This window comes from Methylobacterium sp. NMS14P (assembly GCF_028583545.1).
In the GTDB taxonomy this organism is placed as follows: domain Bacteria; phylum Pseudomonadota; class Alphaproteobacteria; order Rhizobiales; family Beijerinckiaceae; genus Methylobacterium.
Genome location: NZ_CP087106.1, coordinates 4,151,429 through 4,165,196 on the forward strand (window position 1 = coordinate 4,151,429; position 13,768 = coordinate 4,165,196).

At 74.0% G+C, this 13,768-nt stretch carries 15 protein-coding genes; 9 read left to right on the forward strand and 6 right to left on the reverse strand.

What is annotated here, in order from left to right:
• Positions 1–174 precede the first annotated feature (174 nt).
• Positions 175–1,050: an RNA polymerase factor sigma-32 gene (locus LOK46_RS19660; RefSeq protein WP_012320644.1), complete on the forward strand. Its 876-nt coding sequence runs from the start codon at positions 175–177 to the stop codon at positions 1,048–1,050.
• A gap of 155 nt (positions 1,051–1,205) precedes the next feature.
• On the opposite strand, the gene LOK46_RS19665 is transcribed toward LOK46_RS19660, so the two are convergent.
• The 3 genes from LOK46_RS19665 to LOK46_RS19675 all read right to left on the reverse strand — a co-directional run bounded on the left by LOK46_RS19665 (position 1,206) and on the right by LOK46_RS19675 (position 3,533).
• On the reverse strand, positions 1,206–2,438 hold the full coding sequence (locus LOK46_RS19665) for an MFS transporter (protein ID WP_273559982.1): 1,233 nt from the start codon (positions 2,436–2,438) through the stop codon (positions 1,206–1,208).
• A 114-nt stretch (positions 2,439–2,552) separates the two neighbouring features.
• Positions 2,553–2,945, reverse strand: coding sequence for a tautomerase family protein (locus LOK46_RS19670; protein ID WP_273559984.1), 393 nt, complete (start codon positions 2,943–2,945; stop codon positions 2,553–2,555).
• 27 nt (positions 2,946–2,972) lie between these two features.
• The gene (locus LOK46_RS19675) at positions 2,973–3,533 is read right to left on the reverse strand and encodes a DUF4865 family protein (protein ID WP_273559985.1); all 561 of its coding nucleotides are present in this window, start codon (positions 3,531–3,533) and stop codon (positions 2,973–2,975) included.
• Between the two features lie 87 nt (positions 3,534–3,620).
• On the opposite strand from LOK46_RS19675, the gene LOK46_RS19680 reads away from it, so the two are divergent.
• The gene (locus LOK46_RS19680) at positions 3,621–4,499 is read left to right on the forward strand and encodes a LysR family transcriptional regulator (protein WP_273559987.1); all 879 of its coding nucleotides are present in this window, start codon (positions 3,621–3,623) and stop codon (positions 4,497–4,499) included.
• Positions 4,500–4,521: 22 nt separating this feature from the next.
• On the opposite strand, the gene secB is transcribed toward LOK46_RS19680, so the two are convergent.
• Positions 4,522–5,022 (reverse strand): protein-export chaperone SecB, encoded by a 501-nt coding sequence (secB, locus tag LOK46_RS19685; RefSeq protein ID WP_012320646.1) that lies wholly within the window; start codon positions 5,020–5,022, stop codon positions 4,522–4,524.
• Between the two features lie 347 nt (positions 5,023–5,369).
• Between secB and LOK46_RS19690 the strand changes: the two genes are divergently transcribed.
• The 5 genes from LOK46_RS19690 (at position 5,370) to mltG (ending at position 10,586) form a co-directional block, all read left to right on the forward strand.
• Positions 5,370–6,083 carry a Tim44/TimA family putative adaptor protein gene (locus tag LOK46_RS19690; protein WP_273559991.1) on the forward strand — a complete coding sequence of 238 codons (714 nt, stop codon included), beginning with the start codon at positions 5,370–5,372 and terminating at the stop codon, positions 6,081–6,083.
• A 32-nt stretch (positions 6,084–6,115) separates the two neighbouring features.
• A complete protein-coding gene (locus LOK46_RS19695) occupies positions 6,116–7,312 on the forward strand; it encodes an MltA domain-containing protein (protein WP_273559993.1) in 1,197 nt (398 codons plus the stop codon).
• On the forward strand, positions 7,309–7,956 hold the full coding sequence (locus LOK46_RS19700; RefSeq protein ID WP_273559995.1) for a Smr/MutS family protein: 648 nt from the start codon (positions 7,309–7,311) through the stop codon (positions 7,954–7,956). The genes LOK46_RS19695 and LOK46_RS19700 overlap by 4 nt, the downstream gene beginning before the upstream one ends.
• A gap of 173 nt (positions 7,957–8,129) precedes the next feature.
• Positions 8,130–9,020: a bifunctional DNA-formamidopyrimidine glycosylase/DNA-(apurinic or apyrimidinic site) lyase gene (mutM, locus tag LOK46_RS19705; protein WP_273559997.1), complete on the forward strand. Its 891-nt coding sequence runs from the start codon at positions 8,130–8,132 to the stop codon at positions 9,018–9,020.
• 150 nt (positions 9,021–9,170) lie between these two features.
• Positions 9,171–10,586 carry an endolytic transglycosylase MltG gene (gene mltG / locus LOK46_RS19710; RefSeq protein ID WP_273559999.1) on the forward strand — a complete coding sequence of 472 codons (1,416 nt, stop codon included), beginning with the start codon at positions 9,171–9,173 and terminating at the stop codon, positions 10,584–10,586.
• A 23-nt stretch (positions 10,587–10,609) separates the two neighbouring features.
• Here the strand turns inward: mltG and LOK46_RS19715 are convergent, their stop codons facing one another.
• Positions 10,610–11,131, reverse strand: coding sequence for a PAS domain-containing protein (locus LOK46_RS19715; protein WP_273560001.1), 522 nt, complete (start codon positions 11,129–11,131; stop codon positions 10,610–10,612).
• 477 nt (positions 11,132–11,608) lie between these two features.
• On the opposite strand from LOK46_RS19715, the gene LOK46_RS19720 reads away from it, so the two are divergent.
• Entirely contained in the window at positions 11,609–12,466 is an 858-nt protein-coding gene (locus tag LOK46_RS19720) for a YicC/YloC family endoribonuclease (RefSeq protein WP_273564640.1), read from the forward strand.
• A 76-nt stretch (positions 12,467–12,542) separates the two neighbouring features.
• A complete protein-coding gene (gmk, locus tag LOK46_RS19725) occupies positions 12,543–13,205 on the forward strand; it encodes a guanylate kinase (RefSeq protein ID WP_012320654.1) in 663 nt (220 codons plus the stop codon).
• Between the two features lie 70 nt (positions 13,206–13,275).
• Here gmk and LOK46_RS19730 read toward each other — a convergent pair whose 3' ends face one another.
• Entirely contained in the window at positions 13,276–13,722 is a 447-nt protein-coding gene (locus LOK46_RS19730; RefSeq protein ID WP_273560003.1) for a DMT family transporter, read from the reverse strand.
• Positions 13,723–13,768 lie beyond the last annotated feature (46 nt).

The window sequence follows — 13,768 nt, forward strand, 5'->3', positions numbered from 1 at the left end:
TCGGGACAGAACACGATTTCGTGGCCGCTCGGTTGTCGCATTGTGGGGCATCCGGGCGGAACTTTCGCGTTCGGCCTTCCGTTGTCGGTTGCCTGGCGTCGCCTCCCGGTGGCGCCTGCGCGTCGGCCTATTGGCTCGACGCCGCAACAGCACTCGACAACAAGAGGCAGGCGGATGGCTGAGATCGCGGGAATTCGACGGCAGTTCATACGGACTGCCATGGAGGCACCCTTCCTGGCTCGGGAAGAAGAGCGCGGCCTCGCCGTCCGCTGGAAGGACGAGCGCGACGAGCGCGCCCTCCACCGTCTGATCTCGGCCCATATGCGCCTCGTCATCGCCCTGGCGGGGCGTTTTCGTCACTACGGCCTGCCCATGGCCGACCTCGTCCAGGAGGGGCATGTCGGCCTGATGGAGGCCGCGGCCCGGTTTGAGCCCGAGCGGGACGTCCGCTTCTCGACCTACGCGACGTGGTGGATCCGCGCCTCGATCCAGGACTACATCCTGCGCAACTGGTCGATCGTCCGCGGCGGCACGTCCTCCGCGCAGAAGGCCCTGTTCTTCAACCTGCGCCGGCTGCGCGCCCGGCTGATGCAGTCCACCGAGGAGCATGTCGGCGACGAGATCCACCGCCGCATCGCCAGCGCCATCGGCGTGTCGCGGGACGACGTCGCCCTGATGGACGCGCGCCTGTCCGGCCCCGACATGTCGCTCAACGCCCCCGTGGGTGAGGACAGCGACGCCTCCTCGGAGCGGATGGACTTCCTCGTCGACGGCGCCGACCTGCCGGACGAGACCGTGAGCGCCACGGTCGACGGCGAGCGTCGGTTGAGCTGGCTCCAGCAGGCCCTGACGGTGCTGTCGGAGCGCGAGCTGCGCATCCTGCGCGAGCGCCGCCTCGCCGAGGACCAGGCGACCCTGGAGGCCCTGGGCCAGCGGCTCGGCATCTCCAAGGAGCGCGTCCGCCAGATCGAGAACCGGGCCCTGGAGAAGTTGCGCCGCGCCCTGGCCGACCGCTTCCCCGCCGCCACGGGCAGCCCGCATATCGGCTGACCCTCAGTCCCGCGCCATTTCTTCGAAGCCCGGCCCTGAGGCCGGGCTTTCGTGTTTCAGAGAGCCGGTCGTTCGGCGCCTCGACGCCTTGGCGCGGAGCGCGCGCCGACGGACCGGCGCACGGGGCGACGCGGGACCGCGACAGCGCGCCCGGTTCAGGCTCCCTGGACGGCGGCGCTGCGCCGCTCCCGCCGGCGACGGCGCCGGCCGGGCTCGGGCGTCGCGTCGAGCCAGATCACCAGCGCGAGGGCGGCGAGCGCCGGCACGCCGAGGGCCAGGAAGGCGCCGGTCCAGCCGAACAGCCCGTAGGAGAGGCCGCCGTACCAGCCCGACAGCGCCCCGCCGACGCCCTGCACGGCGTTGACGCTGCCGAGGGCCGTCTGGGTCCGGCCGGATCCCCAGGTCAGGTCGGCGACGACCACCGGCACCGCCACCCCGACGATCCCGGAGGCGACGCCGTCCAGCACCTCGGCGGCGATCAGCCAGACCGGATCGTCGATCAGGCCGGACAGGAGCGCCCGCACCGGCAGGACCGCGAAGGCGACCATGAGCAGCTGGCGGCGACCGCGCCTGTCGGCGAGCGATCCGGCGAACAGCGCCACCGGGACCATCACCAGCTGGGCCACCATGACGTAGCGGGCCGTCCAGGTCGTCGCGTCGGCCGCGGTCGCGACCAGCTTCTGGCCGAGCAGCGAGAGCATGCCGCCGTTCCCGAGGTTGAACAGGGTCAGCGCCACGGTCAGCACCAGCAGGCGGCGGTTCCCCAGGACCTGGCGGATGCCGCTGCGCTCCGGCTCGTCCGCGTCGTCCTCCTTCCAGCCGACGGCGCGGCGGCGGTTCCAGGCCCCGGCCGGCGTCGTCACCGTCGCGACGATCGCCGCCAGCGCCATGCCGCCGAGGACCCAGAAGGCGATCGCCGGCCCGAAGTAGCCGGTGCCGAGGCTGATGCCGCCCGCCGCGATCAGGATGCCGACGTGGTTGAAGGCCTGATTGCGCCCCTGCTGCGCGGGGAACCCGTCCTTCCCGACGATGCCCAGGGTCAGCGCCGCGACGGCCGGCAGCAGCAGCGTGCCGCCGGCCGCGGCGAGGAGCTGCGCGCCCAGCACCGCCGGGAAGCTGCGGGCCGGCAGGAGCAGCAGCGTTCCCACCAGGATCGCCCCGCAGGCCAGCGCGATCAGCAGGCGCGGGCGCGGGAACCGGTCCACCAGGGCGCCGAACGGACCGCTCAGGAACAGCGTGCCGAACCCGACCAGCGTGATGACGAAGCCGACCCGGGCCGGGCTCCACGAGGCCGACTGCGCCAGCCAGGTCCCGAGGAAGGGTCCGAGGCCGCCCTGGATGTCTCCGATGAACAGGTTGATCAGGGCGAGGTTTGCGGTGGGGGCCATGCGATCCTGGAGCCGTTTCGGGCCCCGGACCTGTACTCCGCCCCCGGAACGGTCAAGCCCGGATGCTGGCCACCATCGCCGCACCGCCCCCGCGGCGGCCTCGCTGCGCCGGCCTCACGGCTCCGGCGGCCCGTACTGCATCAGCCCGTCCCCGAACGACCAGTTCTCCGGGTTGACCTCGACGAGGTTGATGAAGACGTCCGCCGGCGCCACGCCGGGGTCGCGGGCGAGGTTTCGGGTCACGGCGGCGTAGAGGACACGCTTCTGCGCGGTGCCGCGCGTGGCGTTGGCGGTGATCTGGACGATCACGAGGCGGTCGCTGCGCCGGATCCCGAGATAGTCGGGGCCGTAGGCGAGATCCGGCGCGTCGTGCTGGTGCACCAGGGCGAACAGGTCGCCCTCGGGCACCGCGAAGGTCTCGCGCATGGCGTCGTAGACACCCGCCACGAGGGCGGCCCGGTAGGTCTCGGTCGTCCCGGCGCGCAGGGAGATGCGGGTCAGAGGCATGGCGTCGCTCCTCGGCGGATCGGGTGGTCAGCGGCCGCGCGCCGCGGCGAGGCCCGGCGCGGCGAGATGGGCGATCGCGGTCCCGGACAGTCCGGTGGCCGGCTCCGCGCCGAGGGTGAAGCGGGCGAGCCGCCATCCGTCGGGATCGAGCCCCGCCACGGTGGCGAGGACGTCGCGCCCCGCCGCGATGTCGCGCCCGCGGCCCCGCTCGCCGTCGCGCAGGGCGGCGAGATCCTCCGCGGGCCCGACGAGCCGCGTCTCCTCCGAGAGGGCGCCCGCCGCGTCGCCCGGCCCGAACGCGGCGGCGACCGCCAGCCACGTCTCGATGCGCGGCCGGCCGAAACTCGCGACCACGGCGCGGAACCCGGCCCCGGCCAGGAACTCTGCGGCGGCGCCGGCATCCTGCCAGAGATAGAGGGAGCTGTAGGCGTTGGCGGCGGCTCCGCGCGCCCGGTCCTCGATCGTGAAGGCCTTGAAGACGAGGCCGGGCACCGCGTCCCAGGCCGGCGCGCGGGCGGCCACGCGCGCGCGGATCCTGTCCATGGCGTAGTCGGCCGGCAGACGATGCCGGTAGCGGGTGATCAGCATGGGGCACTCCCGAAGAGGCCCGCAGGCTTGCACGCCGCCGTGATAACAGCGACATATCGACACCGATATCTGTGATAAGAGCGCGTTATGGCCACCGACCGCCCCCTCGACCTCGAAGGCGTCCTGGCCTTCGTGCGCGTGGTCGATCTCGGCAGCTTCACCCGGGCCGCCGAGGCGCTCGCCACCTCGCAGGCGGCGATCAGCCTGCGCCTGAAGCGGCTCGAGGACCGGCTCGGCACGCGCCTCCTGGACCGGACCCCGCGCCACGTGGACCTGACCCGCCAGGGCGCGCTGTTCCTGCCCGCGGCCCGGCGCCTCCTGGACGCGCACGACAGCGCCGTGGCCGACGCCGCGACGGCCATTCCCGCCCGTCTCAGCCTCGGGATCAGCGATCACGTCGCCGGCCCCGACCTGCCGGTGCTGCTGCGGCGCCTGGGGCTGGATCGGGCCGGGCTGATCACGGAGGTGCGGATCGTCCCCTCGCGCGACCTCGCGGCGGCGTTCGGATCCTCCGGCGAGGGGGGCTACGACGCGGTGATCTTCCGGACGGAGGACGAGGCCGGCCACGGCGGCGCGGTCCTGGCGGAGGAGCGGCTGGGCTGGTTCGCCGCACCGGATTTCCCGGCGCCCCGGCCGGGCGAGACGCTGCGACTGGCGGGGCTCGCGGGCCCCTGCACGGTCCGGGGCGCGGCGATGCGGGTTCTCGACGCGGCCGGCCTCCCCTGGACCGAGGTCTTCGTCGGCGGCGGCGTGCTGGCGGTGGGGGCGGCGGTGATGGCGGGGCTGGCGGTGGCGGCCCTGGCGCCCAGTACGGCACCGGCCGGCGCCGTGGAGGTCGGCGGCCGGTTCGGGCTGCCCGACCTGCCGCGCACGTTCGTCGTGCTGCGCGCCCGCCGCCTGGCCGGGCGCCCCGCGGAGGCCCTGCGCGCGCTGGCGGCGGCCTACCGCGGTCCCGGCGGCCGCTGAGCGGCCGCCGGCGCGTCCTGTCTCAGGAGGCGAGCGGGCCCTGGGCGCCCTGCTGCTCCATCACCTTCTGCCGGTAGAGGCCGACGAAGTCGATCGGGTCGATGTACAGCGGCGGGAAGCCGCCGTTGCGCACCGCCTCGGCCACGATCTGGCGGGCGAAGGGGAAGAGCAAGCGCGGACACTCGATCATCACCGCCGGATGGATCTGGTCGGCCGGGATGTTCAGGAGCCGGAACACGCCGGCATAGGTCACCTCGAAGGCGAACAGCACCTCGTTCTGGATCTTGGCGTCGCCCTCGAGCTTCAGCTCGACCTCGAAATCGGTCTCGGAGAGCTGCTGCGCGTTGACGTTCACCTGGATGTTGATCTGCGGCCCCTGGCCCTCCTTGGGCTGGAGCGAGCGCGGCGCGTTCGGGTTCTCGAACGACAGGTCCTTCGTGTACTGCGCCAGGGCATTGATGGTCGGCACATCGCCCTGCGGCATGCCGCCGCCGTTGCCGTTCGCTGCCGGGGAATCGGCCATGCGGATCATCCTTCTCGATCGACCGGCAGGGCCGGCGCGGGTTGTTGTCGCGGCGGGAGCGGCTGGATCACGCCGCGGAACTGCCCAAACGGCAGGGCCGCTAACACGCGGGCCGAGCCTGGACAAGCGAGCGGGCGCGGCGCTGGCGCCGGCGGCCGCCGCGACCCATATCGACCGGTATCGCAATTGACGCGTGGGTTCGATTGTCCGGCCGACACAACCGGCTCGCTCCCGACGCGTTGGTCGGATATGAGTCGGCCAGACCTCTGCGCGCTTAGCCGGCGCCGCACCGCGCGCGACCTGAGCAAGGGGCACAGGGTCTCGCCGCGGCCACCATCGGATCGGTGATGCAGGACAGTTTCGACGTTACGACGATCATCTTCCTCGCGCTGGCCGTCTTCGTGATCTGGCGTCTGCGCTCCGTGCTCGGCCAGAAGACGGGGGCGGAGCGCTCGCCGTTCAAGCCGGTCGACCGCAGCCGCACCGAGCCGCAGGCGCGCTCCGACGGCGACAACGTCGTGCGCCTGCCCGGCGCCGACCGGGTCCAGGCCGCGCCGGCGCCCTCCGCCGCGCCGCGGGACTGGCGGGGCATCGCCGAGCCGGGATCCGAGGTCGCCCGCGGCCTGGAAGCCTGCATCCAGGCCGAGCCCAGCTTCGATCCCCGCGCCTTCGTCGAGGGCGCGAAATCGGCCTACGAGGCCATCATGATCGCGTTCGCCAAGGGTGACCGGAAGACCCTGCGCGGCCTCCTCTCGAAGGAGGTCGGCGAGGCGTTCGAGCGGGCGATCGCGGAGCGCGAGCGCAACCGGCAGACGCTCGAGACCACCTTCGTGTCGATCGACAAGGCCGAGATCGTCGCCGTCGAGGTGCGCAACCGCGTGGCGCACGTCACCGTGCGCTTCCTGTCGAACCTGATCACCGCCACCCGCAACGCGGAGGGCAAGGTGGTGGACGGCAGCGCCGAGACGGTGGTCGAGGTGCCGGATGTCTGGACGTTCGCCCGCACGCTCGGCTCGCGGGATCCGAACTGGCAGCTCGTGGCCACCGAGGCCGGCGCCTGAGCCTGTGACCGACGTGCCGTGACGATCTTGCCGTGCCGATCCCCCGCGCCCGGTCCGGAGCAGTCCCGGCCGTCCTCCTCGCGTCCCTCCTGAGCCAAGCCGCGTTCGCCGCGCCGACGGCGGTCGGCGGCGCGGTGCTGACTCCCGTCGAACCGGCTGACCTCCCGGGCTTTCCCGGCGCGCGGGCCGACGCGGCGCTCGACGCCTTCCGCCGGGTCTGCGCGGCCCCGCCGCCCGCCCTGCCCCAGCCCGACGGCGTCGCGGGCGATCCGGTCGCCCTCGCCGCGGCCTGCGCGGTCGCCGCCGGCCCCGTGCCGGACGCCGCCGCCTTCTTCCGCGACCGGTTCGCGGCGTTCCGCGTCGCGCGGCCCGGCGCGGACCGGCCCGGCTTCCTGACCGGCTATTTCGAGCCGGAACTCGCGGGCTCCCTCGCGCCGGGCCCGGATTTCCCGACGCCGGTGCTCGCCCGCCCCGACGACCTGATCTCCCTCGGCCCCGGCGAGACCCGCCCGGGCCTCGATCCGGCCCTGCGCGCCGCCCGCGCCACCGCGGACGGGTTCACCCCCTACCCCGACCGCGCGGCGATCGACGACGGCGCCCTCGGCGCGCGCGCGAAGCCGATCCTGTGGCTGCGCGACCCGGTCGACCTGCTGGTCCTGCAGGTCCAGGGCTCCGGGCGCGTCCGGTTGCCGGACGGGCGCGCGGTGCGGGTGCTCTACGACGGCCGCAACGGTCGCCCCTACACGGCGGTGGCAAAGCTGATCGTTCAGGAGGGCCACCTGCCCCTGGAGGGCCTGACGCTCGCCCGCTGGACCGGCTGGCTGCGCGCCCATCCCGACATCGCCAAGCGCCTGATCCGCGCCAACGCCTCCTACATCTTCTTCCGCCTCGCGCCGGTCGCGGACCCGGCCCTCGGGCCGCCGGGCGCCGCGAACGCCGCGCTCAGCCCCGGCCGCAGCCTGGCGGTGGATTCGACCCTCTGGCGCTACGGCCTGCCGTTCTGGCTCGCGGGCCCGCTCCCCGCCGAGGCGGGGGCCGCGGCGCCGGACGCGGCCGGGCGCCTCGTCATCGCCGCCGATACCGGCTCGGCGATCGTCGGCCCCGCCCGCGGCGACCTCTTCGTCGGCACCGGTGCGGAGGCCGGCGCGGCCGCCGGAAACCTTCGCGACGCGATCGGCTTCGTGGTCCTGCTGCCGCGCCGCGCCGCGGCGCCGGGAGCCGCGCCGTGAGGCCCCCGCGCCGGGGGCGCCGCCTCACCGCGGGAGAAGCCCGCCTCTGGGACGCGATCGCCAAGCTGGTGACGCCGTTGCCGGACCGCGCGCCCGCGAAGCCGGAAGCCGCCGCGCCGGCGGCGGCGGCGACCGCCACCATGCCGGCCCTCTCGGCGCCGATCCTGAAGCCCAGCGCGCCGCCGGCCGCCAAGAGGCCGCGGGCGAAGCATCCGCCGAAGCATCCACCGAAGCCGGCGCCGGTGCCGCCGCGCCCGGCGACCGCCGCGCCGTACCAGCCGCCGCCGCAGCGGCACGCCCCGAGCACGGGCCTCGAGCGCACGGCCAAGGTCGGCCTGCGGCGCGGGCGGCTGGCGATCGACGCGCGGATCGACCTGCACGGGATGGTGCAGACGGAGGCGCACGCCGCGCTGACGGGTTTCCTGCTCCGGTCGCGGGCCGCCGGGCACGCCTACGTGCTGGTCGTCACCGGCAAGGGGGGGTCGAGTTACGGCGAGGCTTTCGCCGAGCGCGGCGTGCTCCGGCGCAGCGTGCCGCACTGGCTGCGGGGACCGGATCTGCACGGCATCGTCCTCGGCTTCGAGGAGGCCGCGCGCCACCATGGCGGCGGCGGCGCCCTCTACGTGCGCCTGCGCCGCCGCTAGGGCGGCCGGGCCCGGCGCGGGAGGCGCGCGGCGGCGCCGTGCGACGGGGTCCGGCGGAAGCCGCAGACTGCGCGGCAAACCGCGCCGGACCCGCGCGGTTGCGGCCCGGGCCGATCCCGCCGATATCCGGAGCCGGCGCGCGGGGCGCCGCGCACGGAAAAGCCGCGAGAGAGATGCCGGAGCTTCCCGAGGTCGAGACCGTGCGACGGGGATTGGCGCCCGCCCTGGTCGGCGCGCGCTTCAGCCGCGTCACCCTTCGCCGGGCCAACCTGCGCTTCCCGTTCCCCGAGCGCTTCGCCGCCCGCCTCGAGGGGCGGACCGTCACGGGCCTCGCGCGCCGGGCGAAGTACCTCACCGCCGCGCTCGATTCCGGTGAGACACTGGTGATGCATCTCGGCATGAGCGGCCGGTTCGACGTGGCCCTGCCCGACGGCCGCAACCTGTCGCCGGGGGATTTCTACCTCGAGGGCGCCCAGGGCACGCCCAAGCACGACCACGTGGTCATGGCGATGAGCACCGGCGCCACGGTGACCTACAACGACGCCCGCCGCTTCGGCTTCATGGATCTGGTCCCGAGCGCGGAGCTCGCGGCCTGCCGCCACTTCGCCCGGATGGGCGTGGAGCCCCTCGACGGACTGACCGGGGCGGTGATCGCGCAGCTCTTCCGCCACAGGATCGCGCCGCTGAAGGCCGCCCTGCTCGACCAGCGCCTGATCGCTGGCCTCGGCAACATCTACGTGTGCGAGGCGCTGCACCGGGCGCGCCTGCATCCGGAGGCCCCGGCCGGGAGCCTCGCCCGGCCGGACGGGCGCCCGACGCCCAAGGCCAACGCCCTGGCCAAGGCGATCGTGCAGGTCCTCGAGGAGGCCGTGAAGGCCGGCGGCTCGACCCTGCGCGACTACGCCCACACGGACGGCAGCGCGGGCGCCTTCCAGCACGCCTTCCGGGTCTACGACCGGGTCGGCCTGCCCTGCAGCCGGCCGGGATGCGCCGGCGCGATCACCCGCATCGTGCAGGCCAACCGCTCGACCTTCTTCTGCGCCACCTGCCAGCCCCCGGGCTGAGCGCGCCGACCGGCGCCTATCGCGCCGCGGAACGGCAATTTCGCCACAAACCCGACTAGGGTTACAGCCCTCGACGTGCGCACCCGGTTGCGGGCAGCCGATCCCGGCCCGCGACGCGTGACGGGTCGCGCGGGCCCAGACAGGATCCCGATGTTCTTCCGCCGCTCAAAGACGCCCGCGCCCGAGACCACCGCGCAGGATCCGACGGACGAGCCCGCCCTCCCGCAGCGGCTGTCGCCGCGCTCGCCCGGCGAGGCGATCAAGCCGACCGTCGCGCCCCCGCCGCCGGAGAAGCCCGAGCGCGAGCGGAGCGGCCTCGTGGGCCTGATCAGCGGCGCCCTGACTTTCGCGGTCGTCATCGCCATCGCGGCGATGATCGGGATCACGCTGTTCCAGCGGCAGGTGCGCGAGCCGGGACCGCTCGCGGCCGACAAGGTCGTGGTCATCCCGACCCACAGCGGTACGGCCGAGATCGCCGAGACCCTCAAGCGCGAGGGCGTGATCGACCATACCGGCCTGTTCGAGTTCGCCGCCCGCTTCGGCGGCCGGCCGGCGCTGCGGGCCGGCGAGTACGTGTTCAAGGCGCGCGCGAGCATCTCCGACACGCTCGACACGATCGCCACGGGCCGGCAGGTCCAGCACGCCATCACCTTCCCGGAGGGCCTGACCTCCGAGCAGATCGTCAACCGCCTCAACGACAACGACGTGCTCGCCGGCGAGATCAACGAGATCCCGCCGGAGGGTTCGCTCCTGCCGGACACCTACAAGTTCGAGCGCGGCGCCACCCGGCAGCAGATCGTCAACCTGATGAAGGCCAAGCAGCGCGAGGTCCTGAACCAGATCTGGCTGCGGCGCAGCGCCGACGTGCCGGTACGGACCCCGGCCGAGATGGTCACCCTCGCGTCGATCGTCGAGAAGGAGACCGGCCGCGCCGACGAGCGGCCCCGGGTCGCCGGCGTCTTCATCAACCGCCTCAACAAGCGGATGAAGCTGCAATCCGACCCCACGATCGTCTACGGTCTCGTAGGCGGGCGCGGCACCCTCGGCCGCGGCATCCTGCGCTCCGAGATCGACCGGCCGACCCCCTACAACACCTACGTGATCGAGGGCCTCCCGCCGGGACCGATCGCCAATCCCGGCCGCGCCGCCCTGGAGGCGGTGGCCAACCCGTCCCGGACCAAGGATCTGTACTTCGTGGCGGACGGCACCGGCGGCCACGCCTTCGCCGACTCCCTCGAGGCGCACCAGCGCAACGTCGGCCGCTGGCGGGCGGTGGAGAAGAGCCGGCAGGCGCCGCCGGACGCCGTCGACAAGGTCGAGCCGGGCCCCGATCCGGCGACGCCGGGCCGCGCCTCGGCCTACGCGCCGGGCGGCGCCCCCGCGGCCAACGGGATCAACACCAACGCGGCCTTCGCGCTGGATACCGGCACGCCGGGCACGCGCGCCTTCGACGCCTCCGAGGGCACCCGCCTCGATCCGCTCAAGAACCGCAGCTACGACCTGGGCTCGCCCAAGACGGTCCCGACCCTGAGCGAGCCGGCACCGGCGCCGCGGGGCCGCCGCTAGGCGGCCGCGCCGTCGAGCCCGGCTCAGTGCGCCCGCGGGTTCCGCGGGCGCCGCGGCGCCTCCGGCGGCTCGCCCGACAGGGTGGCGGCGATCTGCCGTCCCAGCTCGTACAGCAGGGCCTCGAGCAGCGGCTGCACCCGCTTCGCCTCCCCGGGCCCGAGATCGCCGACCAGCTCCCACAGGCGCATCGCGTAATCGGCCATCCGCTCGACGGCGGTCCCCGGCTCGATCGGCGCCCCGAGAAAGCCGGCCGGCGGCTCGAACGGGCCGTCGGCCCGGCTGTCGGTGATGTCGATCACGATCCCGCGGCCGTAGATGTGCCCGTCCGGGCGCCGCTCGAACCGGCCGCGCGCCAGCACCCAGCGCACGACGCCCGGCGCGGGCACGATGCGGTGCTCCCAGGCGAAGAGACCGCCCTCCTCGCGGACGCGGCGGCGCTCGCTCTGGTCCCGGGCGAGATCCTCCGGATGGAAGAGCGCGGAGAGCTGCTCCCAGGTGATGCCGTCCGCCGCCTCGGCCTCGGTCAGGCCGAAGATCCGCGCCATCGTCGCGTCCCCGCGCACGCATCCCGTGTGCGGCGCATCCTCCCAGATGCCCACCCCCAGCGCGGACATCCCGAACGGCGTGAGCGCGGCCCTCCCCAATACTGATCGCGGCATGCGCCATCCGAGCTCATGTGCAGACGAGCGAGATTTCGAGCACACCTTCACTGTGAAATGCAACGTCAGCCGCGCGACACGTGAGGGGAAACGTGTCGTCGCCGATCGGGCCGGGACGACGGGTGCGCGAGCGGCATCCTGGGCGGCATCCCGGGCGGCATCCCGGGCGGCCGGCGCCAGACGGAGGGCGATCCCGGCACGTCCCGACCGTATCGCGCCGGCCGATCTCGGCGAGCCCGCGGGTCGCCCGGTGCGGGTCGCGGCGCGGCGACGGCGGCGACCGGCCTCTTCCCACCGGAGAGATCCGTGCTACAGGCCCCGATCTTCACGGGGACGGGGGTCGGCGTGGCCCAGATCGCGAGCATGACCGGTTTCGCCCGGACGGCGGGCAGTGCCGGGCCGGTGCACTGGGCCTGGGAGGTCCGCAGCGTCAACGGGCGCGGCCTCGACGTGCGCACCCGCGTGCCGGGCGGCTATGACGGGCTCGGCGAGACCGCCCGCACCGCCCTGCAGAAGACCCTGACGCGCGGGCAGTGCCAGCTGACGCTGACCCTCACCAAGCCGGAGACGACCGCGCGGGTGCGGATCAACGAGACGCTCCTGGCGAGCCTCGCCCAGGCGGTGGCCCGGGTGCCGGTCCCCGAGGGCGTCGCCCCCGCCACGATGGACGGGCTGCTCGGCGTGCGCGGCGTGATCGAGGTCGAGGACGAGGCGGCCGACACCGACACCCTCGCCCGGGACCTAGCCGCGGGCGTTGTCCGGCTGGTCGCGGACCTCGTCGAGGCCCGCCGCGCCGAGGGGCGCCAGCTCGAACAGGTCGTCACCGCCCAGGTCGACCGGATCGCCGCGCTGACCCAGGCCGCCGAGGAGAACCCGGCCCGCCAGCCCGAGGCCGTGCGGGCGCGGCTGGAGGCGGCCGTCGCGGCCCTCGGCGGCAGCAGCCTCGACCCGGACCGCCTGCACCAGGAGGCGATGCTGCTGGCCGGCAAGGCGGATGTCCGCGAGGAGCTGGACCGGCTCCGCGCCCACGTGGCGAGCGCCCGGGACCTGCTGGCGGCCGGCGGCGCGATCGGCCGGCGCCTGGATTTCCTCGCCCAGGAATTCGGCCGCGAGGCCAACACCCTGTGCGCCAAGGCCAACGATATCAGCCTGTCGCGGATCGGACTCGACCTGAAGGCCGTGGTCGAGCAGTTCCGCGAGCAGGTGCAGAACATCGAATGATGCCGGGCACGATGCTGGGCACGATGCCGGATCGGGACGTGAGGATGCGGATGCGAAACGTCGGGGAGCCACGCGCATGACCGAGGCGGCCGGGAACGTCTCCGACTCGATCGCGCGGCGTGGGTTGATCCTGATCCTCTCCTCGCCCTCCGGGGCGGGGAAGACCACCCTGACGCGGGCGATCGCGCAGGATCCGAGCTGGGCGCTCGACCTGTCGATCTCGGTGACCACGCGGGGGCGGCGGCCCTCGGAGATCGACGGGCGGCACTACCACTTCATCGACCGCGAGGCGTTCGACGACCTGCGCAACCGCGACGACCTGCTCGAATGGGCCGAGGTCCACGGCAATTTCTACGGCACGCCCCGGCGGCCGGTGGAGAAGGTGCTGGGCTCCGGCCGGGACATGATCTTCGACATCGACTACCAGGGCACGCGGCAGGTGCGCTCCAAGCTCGCCCAGGACGTCGTGACGGTCTTCATCCTGCCGCCCAGCATGGCCGAGCTGCGCCAGCGCCTGGAGCGCCGAGCGGAGGATTCCGCCGAGACGATCGAGAAGCGTCTCGCCAACGCCCGGACCGAGATCCAGCGCTGGGTCGAGTACGACTACGTCATCGTCAACGACGACCTGCAGAACGCCTTCCGGGCCCTCCAGGGGATCCTGGCGGCCGAGCGCCTCCGGCGGGCGCGCCGCACCGGCCTCGCCCCCTTCGTCGAGGGCCTGCTGGCCGAGACGCCGTGATCCGGCCCCAGAGCGCTCTCCGCCGAAGCGGATACCGGTTCGGCGCAAGAGAGCGCGTCCGGGCACGGCTCTAGCGGCGGATCAGCACGACGCCGCCGATCAGGAGCGCGATCCCGAGGAGGCGCGGCAGGTCGACGGGCCGCTGCGCGAGGCCGAGCAGGCCGGCGTGGTCGAACAGCACCGAGGCGAGCATCTGGCCCGTGACCAGGAGGGCGAAGAAGGTCGCGGCGCCGAGCTTCGGGACGAGCAGGATCGCGAGGCCGATGAACGCCGCGCCGAACAGGCCGCCGCTCCAGGTCCACCACGGGATCCGCTCCGCCACACCGGCGGTCGGCACCGGGTCGCGCAGGGCGGCGGCGAGGAGCGCCATGCAGGCGAGACCGACCGCGTAGCTGGAGACGCCCGCCCAGGACGCCGAGTCGAGGCCGGCGCGGAGATTCGCGTTCAGGATCTGCTGCAGGACGAGGCCGGCGCCCGCCAGCACGGCGAGCAGGGCGGAGAGCGCGAAGGCGAGCATTGCGGGACGGGCCTCTGGGTCGGGACGGCGGGCGGCATTGACAACC

Excerpts from the sequence above, each read along its gene's own strand:
- LOK46_RS19660 (WP_012320644.1), top strand. The coding sequence starts at position 175 with ATGGCTGAGATCGCGGGAATTCGACGGCAGTTCATACGGACTGCCATG.
- LOK46_RS19670 (WP_273559984.1), bottom strand. The coding sequence starts at position 2,945 with ATGCCTCTGACCCGCATCTCCCTGCGCGCCGGGACGACCGAGACCTAC.
- gmk (WP_012320654.1), top strand. The coding sequence starts at position 12,543 with ATGACCGAGGCGGCCGGGAACGTCTCCGACTCGATCGCGCGGCGTGGG.
- LOK46_RS19680 (WP_273559987.1), top strand. The coding sequence starts at position 3,621 with ATGGCCACCGACCGCCCCCTCGACCTCGAAGGCGTCCTGGCCTTCGTG.
- LOK46_RS19675 (WP_273559985.1), bottom strand. The coding sequence starts at position 3,533 with ATGCTGATCACCCGCTACCGGCATCGTCTGCCGGCCGACTACGCCATG.
- LOK46_RS19720 (WP_273564640.1), top strand. The coding sequence starts at position 11,609 with ATGACCGGTTTCGCCCGGACGGCGGGCAGTGCCGGGCCGGTGCACTGG.
- secB (WP_012320646.1), bottom strand. The coding sequence starts at position 5,022 with ATGGCCGATTCCCCGGCAGCGAACGGCAACGGCGGCGGCATGCCGCAG.
- LOK46_RS19690 (WP_273559991.1), top strand. The coding sequence starts at position 5,370 with ATGCAGGACAGTTTCGACGTTACGACGATCATCTTCCTCGCGCTGGCC.
- mltG (WP_273559999.1), top strand. The coding sequence starts at position 9,171 with ATGTTCTTCCGCCGCTCAAAGACGCCCGCGCCCGAGACCACCGCGCAG.
- mutM (WP_273559997.1), top strand. The coding sequence starts at position 8,130 with ATGCCGGAGCTTCCCGAGGTCGAGACCGTGCGACGGGGATTGGCGCCC.
- LOK46_RS19730 (WP_273560003.1), bottom strand. The coding sequence starts at position 13,722 with ATGCTCGCCTTCGCGCTCTCCGCCCTGCTCGCCGTGCTGGCGGGCGCC.
- LOK46_RS19715 (WP_273560001.1), bottom strand. The coding sequence starts at position 11,131 with ATGGCGCGGATCTTCGGCCTGACCGAGGCCGAGGCGGCGGACGGCATC.
- LOK46_RS19665 (WP_273559982.1), bottom strand. The coding sequence starts at position 2,438 with ATGGCCCCCACCGCAAACCTCGCCCTGATCAACCTGTTCATCGGAGAC.